The sequence below is a fragment of the Paracraurococcus lichenis genome (genome assembly GCF_030657435.1).
GTDB lineage: Bacteria > Pseudomonadota > Alphaproteobacteria > Acetobacterales > Acetobacteraceae > Paracraurococcus > Paracraurococcus lichenis.
Genome location: NZ_JAUTWS010000152.1, coordinates 1 through 7,294, shown reverse-complemented (window position 1 = coordinate 7,294; position 7,294 = coordinate 1). Strand labels below are relative to the sequence as shown.

Below are 7,294 nucleotides of genomic sequence, written 5' to 3'. Positions count from 1 at the left end.
AAAAAAGGAGCCAGAACCGGATGCAGGCTGAGCTTCTACGCTGGCGAAAAGTTAGGTACTCGCCATTCGGCCAGCCGTTCGTCTCCTAGCGGCCAAGCGCGCAGTTGTAGGCCAAGTGGCATTGGCTCCACTTGGAAGCGCCAGCCTCCCAGGCGCGGCACTACCTCCCACCCGGTTGGGGTTTGAAACCAAAGTTGCTTGGCAATCCAGCCTTCCAAGCCCTGCTGCGGCTCCAGCAGAGCGCGAGCTTCGGCTTCGGTCACGCTTGGCCTTTCGGCTCACTGTCTTGCAAAAGTCACTACCTCGCCGGTCGGACAGGCCAACGCGCTGCCATCAGCGTTGGTTTTACTACTCAGGCCATCAAATACGTAGTTGGTGACCATGGTGGATGCGGAAAGTCGGCCTGGGCACGCGTGACTCCATATGCCCAGCTTTGGCGACGTCACCTATTTGATGGCCTCCGTAGTAGCTACGACGGAAGTGGTGACGGTACAGGCTGTGGGCGCGTGGTCATGCGTCCTCTTCGTCGTCCTCATCCATCTCGACCTCGCGCGCCATCGCGCCGAGGAAAAGCTCGGCCAGGACGTCAGCGAGGTCTAGCCGGATTTCGGCGGGCTCGGTCATGTCGGTATCATCCATGTCGCTGGGGCCGCCCCGTGTCTTCCCCACGCGGGACGGCCCCTTTGCAACCGGAGAAGGCACTCCCCCCTCCGATCAGGCTGGCGAACGCAACGCGGCCGATGCGGTTTCGGAATGCTGAAAAGGTGGAGTAGTCTTCCATAGGGAGCCGGAAGGGGCTCGGTCCGCGTTGCACGATCATGTAGTCGGGCGGGAACGTGGGCGGCGGGCTGGGACCGAATGGTCCCCTCTCTCCTTTGAGGCGGGTTAAATCGGCATTCCCTCAGCGTAGCGCGTGATCGCTTCAATCAAAGCGTCTCGGTCCATCAACACGGTACCGTCGGCGGCGGCGATGCGCTCCGGATCGGTCATCAGGTCCGTCCAGAGTTCATAGGCATCTGCAACCGCGGCGTCGACGCTTTCGTATTCGCTCGTCAGAGACGTGAGCAGATACCGGAAATGCAGCACCACCTTGGATGACACCGCTACCTCGGGCCGCATGGCGCGGGCGATGGCACCGAAGTCATTGGCGAGGAAATCCGGCACCGGCTGTCTCCTTCGGTTCGAACGATACACATTCGTAGCCGCCGGTCACCAGCGGATTGGCTCCCCTCGCCCTACCTGTTGTCGAGCCGGATCCTGGCCCGCTCCGTCATGTTGGCAGCCCGAGCCGCGCTGCGATGGCCTGGAGCGCCGGCACGTCGCCCTCATGCCAGCGGTGCCGCGTCATCAGCGCCTGTGCCTCCTTCGCCGGCATCCCGATCGCCTCGCCGATCGCGGCCGGCGTGGTGATGCCGCGGTCATCGAGATAGCGGCCGATCGCCATGCGGAGCCGTATGGTTATGAGCCGATCCTCGCGGCGCTGGCGCTGCTCGGCGGAAGTGAGCTTGGCCTTCGGAGGCTGGTCCTGGGTCATCGGCCACCTTCGGCGAGAAGTCGCTGCGCCTCGTTGACCAGGTGGCGGTCGGCTGCGCTGGCGACCAGGCCGGCGGCGGAGAATGCCTTGAAGGCGGCGACGGCTTCAGACGCGGTGGCGTGCAGCTGCTGCTCGATGCGACGCCCCTGTGCCATCCAGAAGCGGTCGACCTCGGCAGCCGGTTGCCCCTTCAGCCCGCGATGAGCGGTCAGCAGCATGCCCTGAGCCTTTTGGAAGGCCTCCAGGGCTCGCCGCAGCCGGCCTGTAACTTCTGGCTCGTCCGGGGTGGTCATGCGCCGCTGTCTGGCTTGCTGCCGCGCGGATCTGGTGCGCCGAGTGCAGCCAGTCCGGCCTCCAGAATGCGTCGCATCGCCTCCGCTCGCGAGGGCAAGCGGTTCGTGAACCGATAGTCGTCGATGGCATCGACCAGCGACTTCGGCAGCGGCGTGATTATTCGTTCCGACTTGGGCTCAGTCATGACGGCATTATAGGCATATATGCCGAATATGTCAACAGCATATATGCCATTGACCCTTAACGCATACATGGCATACATTATGTCTGCCGGCGGGGCTCCACCCCCAAAGGCGGGCCAGCAAGGCGGCTCCACCCGCCCCACCGGCCCTAACCACAACCCCGCCTCAGGAGCAGGACCGTGGCTTTCATCTCTGTAGACCAACCCGCCAGGGCGCGTCTCGTCGCAACCAAAGGCGTCACCATCATTGACGCTCCTTCCCCGCGCAACCCGTCGGTGACGGTCATGGTGATCAGCGGCATTCGCTGCTGCGACATCCGTCACGACGGTGATGTCTTCCGCGCCGCTGTCCACATGCGGGATGGCGAGTGGCTCCCCCTCGCCGATGGCGTGACCGAGGATGCGGCCTTCGGTGCCGTCCTGGCCTTCGTATCGCTGGTCGCCAGCGTGCCCCAGAGCTACGCGCCCGAGCATGACGCGGCCGAGCGCGCCGCCGCGGCGGAGGTCTACGCGGCCTTTGCCTTCCCTCTCCCGATCGCAGCGTGAAGGAGGGCCGCACCATGTTCGAAATGCAGCATCTCGCCGCCCTCTCCCGGGCTCATGTGCCGGCCGCGATCGCTGGCTTGGATCTCCAGACGGAGGAGGGCTGCATCGCGGCCCGGCTGCGGCTGGCCACTAGCCTCGCCCGCAGCCGGACCACCGAGGCGTTGCTGTGCACCTGCCGCGTCCTCGGCATGCGGCACGTCGCCCAGGGGCACCAGGCCGCCTACGCCCTGGCGGTGGTTGCGATCCCCTCCCCCGCCAGCCGGGAGGAGCTTCACTGATGGCCGCCTCTCCATTCGTGCTCGACACAATAGGCGAAGTCCTTGGCACCGTCGTGGGTCGGAACGCGTCCGTCCGTGACAGCGGCGATTGTTGGCTTGGCCGCTACGAGGTGGTTCACGACGATCTTGGCAACGGCTTCACCGTCACGGCGGCGTTGCACCCTGGCGAGGCACGTGACGCGGCGCGGGACCTGCTGGACGGGCTCGCGGCGCATGGGCTGGCGGTCCATCGCCAGATCACCCGTGGTGGCAACAGCCTTTCGGCGCGGCTGGTGCGGCTGTCCGACGAGCTCGCCGACGCGGCCGGTGATGCCGAGCGGGTGGCGAGTATCGCCGAGACCCTGTCCGCCCTCGCCCTCGAGGCTCGGCACTACGATGACGCTGTGGTACCGGCGTGTCTTCGCCAGCAGCTGCCGGCCGGCGTGGCGCGGCTGGCGGATCACAGGAGGCGGGCGTGATGGCCCTGGCCGCGGCGGAGGTGGGGCGAGCCCGACCTCCGAGCGGTGTGGTTGGCGTCAGGATCTGCACGGTCATCTATGCAACGGTATGCGCGGCGTCTGCGCCGTGCTGATTGGGACAAAACGGAAGCTGGCTTCGGTTTCGTGGACCCTCGCAATCGAACAACGCACAACCGATTCGCGCTGAGGCGGGGGAATAACCTGCACGCCCGGCAATCCACAGGCTGGGCAGATATCCCGGGGGGAGAACTCCGGCTGCTTGGGGGGAGAACTCCGGAGAATCGGGGTTATCCCGGGGGGACCGCTACGGGACTCTACTAACTTACCTCAACTACCTCTCGACTAGCTCGGCGGAGTTATCCCCCCGTTGACGCCGCTGCTGCCCGGCCGCGATGGTCCGGATCGTCGATGGAGGCGGGCATGGCTGACAACGCCGACCAGGGAGTGCGGCATCTGGTCCTGGTGCACGGGCGCGAGCAGGCGCGAGCCATGGTCGAACCCGAGCAACGCCGCCTCGTCGACATCGCGGCCGAAGTGCTTGCAGACGAAGACGGCCGGATCGGCATCACCTATTCCGGGTTCTGCCTCACTGGTTTGCCGCACAAGCGTCTGGCTGATAACGCCATTTGGACCAAAGCTGGGCATCGGGTGACGCTGACCGTGACGCCAGGGCACGGGCCGGGTCGCAAGGGCGAGAGCACGCCCCGCTTCATCGGCGTGCCCTATGGTGCGCGGGCCCGCATGATCCTGCTCTACCTCCAAACCCAAGCAATCCGCACTGGTAGCCGGGAAGTCGAGCTAGGTCGCAGCATGCGGAATTGGCTCGGGAGGATGGGCCTGTCCTGGGGTGGCGAGACTGGCCGGACATTGCGTGAGCAGGCGGCACGGATCGCGGCTTGCACCCTTCGGTTCGATTGGCAGGGCGAAACAGCCAAAGGCTACGACAAGGGTGGGTTTGTCCGCTCTGGCCTCCGCTTCCATGCCCGCAGCGGCGACGAGCACCAACCCTCCTTGTGGGAAGATCGGGTGGTTCTGGACGAGGTGTTCTACGAGGTGCTGCGCCAGCATCCCGTTCCGCTGCGAGAGGCCGCGCTGCGCGAGCTGGCCGACCGCTCCGTCAGCCTCGACATCTACATTTGGCTCGCCTACCGGCTGCATACACTCGACCGGCCCACCCCAATCCGATGGGCGGCGCTACGGGAGCAGTTCGGTAACGGTGCTTACGGCGAGCTCAGCAACTTCAAGCGGGAGTTCCGGAAGGCTCTCGCCCCGGCGGTGGTCGCCTATCCGGAGGCGACCGTACATGTCGAGGAGGCGGGATTGATCCTGTACCCGTCCCGTCCGCCGGTCGCGCCCCGGTTGGTTGCCCTCGGCTCAGCATAGCGGCCGGAGTTCTCCCCCCACCTGCCCCGACGATAATCGGCCAAGACAGCAGCAAGCTACTCTAGCAAGGCCAGAGTGTGGTCATGTGGTCGTTCCTTCATGTGGTGGCGTGGCGTTAGCCACTTTGCCTCTTGCGGCGAACGCCGCTTGTCCGCAATGCCCGATTCCCGCAAGCTGTCAGGACCGAAATGGGGGATCGGGGGGTTCCATGAAGGCAGTTGCCGTGATCAGTCAGAAAGGTGGAGCTGGCAAAACCACTCTCGCCGTGAGCCTATCGGCGCTGGCGGAGCAACACGGGTATCAGACGGTTCTCTTCGACCTTGACCCCCAGGCTTCGGCCGGGAAATGGGGCGCCCGACGCGACGGGGTTCCACCGGATGTTGTCGATGCCCATGCCCCTAGGCTGCCGGCCGCCCTGACGAGCGCGGCGAAGCAAGACCGGACCCTGGCCGTTATCGACACCGCTCCACACGCCAACAAGGCGGCGGAGGACGCGGCCCGGGTGGCAGACATTGTCCTCGTTCCGGCGCGCCCGGACCTGATCGACCTAGAAGCCATTGGAGAAAGCTTGGAGGCGGCCTCCCGCGCCGGGCGCCCAGCCTTTGTGGTCCTGAATGCCGTGCCACCCAATCACCCGTCCGGAGACGAGGCCGCGGCATCGCTCGCGTCGAACGGCATTGGGGTCTGCCCCGTCCGAATCCACCGCCGGCAGGCGTTCTCCAACGCCTACACGGAAGCGAAGACCGTCACCGAGTGGGAGCCAGGCGGAAAGGCTGCGCAGGAGATCGAGGCGCTGTGGTCCTGGCTTTGTGGTCAGGTTGGCATACCCGAACACCAGCAAGCCCGAACTACCACACAACCCAATAACAAGATGCCTGCAATGCCTGAAGTGGCTATCGCCGCACCACCTAAAGCCCGCAAAACCGCTCGACCGAAACGGGTGGTTACCGCTTGACCGAAAAACCACATAACCGTTTTACCACATGAGGCGATGACCACATGACCACAAAACGTCAGCCGGTGACGTATCCAGCAGCCCGTAAGCCGCTCAGTTTACAGGAGGAAGCGCTGGATGCGCCGGAGGCAACACCCGCACCGCCAGCTTCGACCGAGGCGGCTACGGTCGCGCCGAGCCGGCAGGGGAAGCGAGCAGTGACCTTCTATCTGCCTCGCGACAAGTGGCTCTCCTTGCGGACCACTTCCCTGCGGACCGGACGACCGACACACGAACTGATGGCCGAGGCGACAGATTGGCTGCTGAGCCGCTATGCGGATCGGGAGTAGCGAAAGGCATCCCACCCTCAGCCCTGGCCGGCCCCCTACCCAAGCGTAAGGGCAGCCCTTCTGCGGCCTTGGCCGCAGGAAGAGGCCTTATTGTAGGTGCACCCCCGACAGCCCGGATGATCAGTGCCAACCGGGCCCGTGTAGAGATCTGGCCAAGAGCATTGATTACGCCAACGCTGTTCCTAATCCTCGCGCTGCCGGAACAGTAGTTTGTGGCATATGCGAAATTTGTTGCGTCTCGCCAGTCCGCTCATTCGTCAGATTGATATTTAACGGCTCGAACGAAACATTATTGGAGACGCTGACCTTCTGCGATCCGCCCGCAGCGTCTACTGCCGCACGCTCCGCTCGGCGCTGTTCCGCTTCCGGCAAAGCTGTTCCGGGCGCGTTGCCGCCAATGGTTGTCCCCTTCACCTCCGGCGATGGCGGTATTGCGAACGGACTGATGACCGGCTGCGTGTTTGCCGGGCGTAGCGTCGGCTCTTCCTCAATGCCGCTGACAATCCTTGGCACCGACTGCGACGCGTTCGGCTGCGCAATGGACGGCACCGGTTGTACAGGCGACGACGGCACGGCTAGGGCGCGGGCAGCAGCTTCGGCGGCACGCTGACTGCCGCGCTCCATCATCTGCTGCGCCTTGTCATAGAGGCTGTCGGCCGACTGGCCCCTCACGACGCTCCTGTTAGTCGCGCTGCCGGCAAGTTGGCTGCGCAGTTCCGGGCTCGCCAACGCCATGGCATTGCCGCTCCCCTGCCCACTGGCGCGGGCCTTCATCACGGCCTTGGCCATCTGCGGGCCACTAAAGTGCGCCAGGTAGAGCGCCGCCGGATCGTTGGTGCCGAGGGTGCGCTGGTTGTCGCGCGTCAGCAGCGCCATGGCCATCGTGTTGGCCCGCGGCTCAAGCCGAGGATCATTCGAGCCGCCGCGGTTGCTGCGATCGAGCGCGATGGGCTCCACGCCAGACGCGCGCAATTCGTTGGCATGTCGCTGAACTATGCCATTCCAAGTTGCTGAGGTGAACTGGTAGAGCCCTGTTGCGCCAGTATCGCTGCGCGCGTTGGCCCGCCCTCCGCTCTCCTGCATGCGGGTCGCGTGCATGAACTCGGCGCTGACGCCGAACCGCTCCGCAGCTTCCACCGCCAACCCGGCGTATGAATCACTCCCTGTGCTGCCGCTGGCCACGCGCATGGCCGGGACATGCTGAGTGCCCGCCGGCGCGTCCGGGATCACCGCAACCGGCCGCATCCCGGATGCCTGGCTGTAGGCATGCAGTCGGGCTGCCACGCCCCGCGCCGCCTCCACCGAGCCCTCTCCTGCCGCCCGCACAGCGGTCGAG

General features: G+C 65.3%; 10 protein-coding genes. 5 read left to right on the top strand and 5 right to left on the bottom strand.

Annotated features, from left to right (window positions below; genetic code table 11):
- Nucleotides 1-885 precede the first annotated feature (885 nt).
- The 4 genes from Q7A36_RS37365 to Q7A36_RS37350 form a co-directional block, all read right to left on the bottom strand.
- Entirely contained in the window at nucleotides 886-1,164 is a 279-nt protein-coding gene (locus tag Q7A36_RS37365) for a hypothetical protein (protein WP_305108875.1), read from the bottom strand.
- Nucleotides 1,165-1,270: 106 nt separating this feature from the next.
- Nucleotides 1,271-1,534 (bottom strand): hypothetical protein, encoded by a 264-nt coding sequence (locus Q7A36_RS37360; RefSeq protein ID WP_305108874.1) that lies wholly within the window; start codon nucleotides 1,532-1,534, stop codon nucleotides 1,271-1,273.
- Nucleotides 1,531-1,827, bottom strand: coding sequence for a hypothetical protein (locus tag Q7A36_RS37355; protein WP_305108873.1), 297 nt, complete (start codon nucleotides 1,825-1,827; stop codon nucleotides 1,531-1,533). Before Q7A36_RS37355 ends, Q7A36_RS37360 begins: the two co-directional genes overlap by 4 nt.
- Nucleotides 1,824-2,012 (bottom strand): hypothetical protein, encoded by a 189-nt coding sequence (locus Q7A36_RS37350; protein ID WP_305108872.1) that lies wholly within the window; start codon nucleotides 2,010-2,012, stop codon nucleotides 1,824-1,826. Before Q7A36_RS37350 ends, Q7A36_RS37355 begins: the two co-directional genes overlap by 4 nt.
- A gap of 177 nt (nucleotides 2,013-2,189) precedes the next feature.
- Between Q7A36_RS37350 and Q7A36_RS37345 the strand changes: the two genes are divergently transcribed.
- The 5 genes from Q7A36_RS37345 (at nucleotide 2,190) to Q7A36_RS37325 (ending at nucleotide 5,629) form a co-directional block, all read left to right on the top strand.
- The gene (locus tag Q7A36_RS37345) at nucleotides 2,190-2,555 is read left to right on the top strand and encodes a hypothetical protein (RefSeq protein ID WP_305108871.1); all 366 of its coding nucleotides are present in this window, start codon (nucleotides 2,190-2,192) and stop codon (nucleotides 2,553-2,555) included.
- A gap of 14 nt (nucleotides 2,556-2,569) precedes the next feature.
- Entirely contained in the window at nucleotides 2,570-2,833 is a 264-nt protein-coding gene (locus Q7A36_RS37340) for a hypothetical protein (RefSeq protein ID WP_305108870.1), read from the top strand.
- Nucleotides 2,833-3,291, top strand: coding sequence for a hypothetical protein (locus Q7A36_RS37335; protein ID WP_305108869.1), 459 nt, complete (start codon nucleotides 2,833-2,835; stop codon nucleotides 3,289-3,291). Before Q7A36_RS37340 ends, Q7A36_RS37335 begins: the two co-directional genes overlap by 1 nt.
- 420 nt (nucleotides 3,292-3,711) lie before the next feature.
- Nucleotides 3,712-4,674, top strand: a complete 963-nt coding sequence (locus Q7A36_RS37330; RefSeq protein WP_305108868.1) for a replication protein RepA — start codon at nucleotides 3,712-3,714, stop codon at nucleotides 4,672-4,674.
- 208 nt (nucleotides 4,675-4,882) lie between these two features.
- The gene (locus tag Q7A36_RS37325; protein WP_305108867.1) at nucleotides 4,883-5,629 is read left to right on the top strand and encodes a ParA family protein; all 747 of its coding nucleotides are present in this window, start codon (nucleotides 4,883-4,885) and stop codon (nucleotides 5,627-5,629) included.
- A 494-nt stretch (nucleotides 5,630-6,123) separates the two neighbouring features.
- Here the strand turns inward: Q7A36_RS37325 and Q7A36_RS37320 are convergent.
- Nucleotides 6,124-7,294, bottom strand: a 1,171-nt coding sequence (locus Q7A36_RS37320) for a transglycosylase SLT domain-containing protein (protein WP_305108866.1), incomplete at its 5' end; no start/stop codon positions are given.

What these genes read in the sequence shown, in the direction of transcription:
- Q7A36_RS37360 (WP_305108874.1), bottom strand. Translation starts at nt 1,534, where the DNA reads ATGACCCAGGACCAGCCTCCGAAGGCCAAGCTCACTTCCGCCGAGCAG.
- Q7A36_RS37355 (WP_305108873.1), bottom strand. Translation starts at nt 1,827, where the DNA reads ATGACCACCCCGGACGAGCCAGAAGTTACAGGCCGGCTGCGGCGAGCC.
- Q7A36_RS37350 (WP_305108872.1), bottom strand. Translation starts at nt 2,012, where the DNA reads ATGACTGAGCCCAAGTCGGAACGAATAATCACGCCGCTGCCGAAGTCG.
- Q7A36_RS37340 (WP_305108870.1), top strand. Translation starts at nt 2,570, where the DNA reads ATGTTCGAAATGCAGCATCTCGCCGCCCTCTCCCGGGCTCATGTGCCG.
- Q7A36_RS37335 (WP_305108869.1), top strand. Translation starts at nt 2,833, where the DNA reads ATGGCCGCCTCTCCATTCGTGCTCGACACAATAGGCGAAGTCCTTGGC.
- Q7A36_RS37330 (WP_305108868.1), top strand. Translation starts at nt 3,712, where the DNA reads ATGGCTGACAACGCCGACCAGGGAGTGCGGCATCTGGTCCTGGTGCAC.
- Q7A36_RS37325 (WP_305108867.1), top strand. Translation starts at nt 4,883, where the DNA reads ATGAAGGCAGTTGCCGTGATCAGTCAGAAAGGTGGAGCTGGCAAAACC.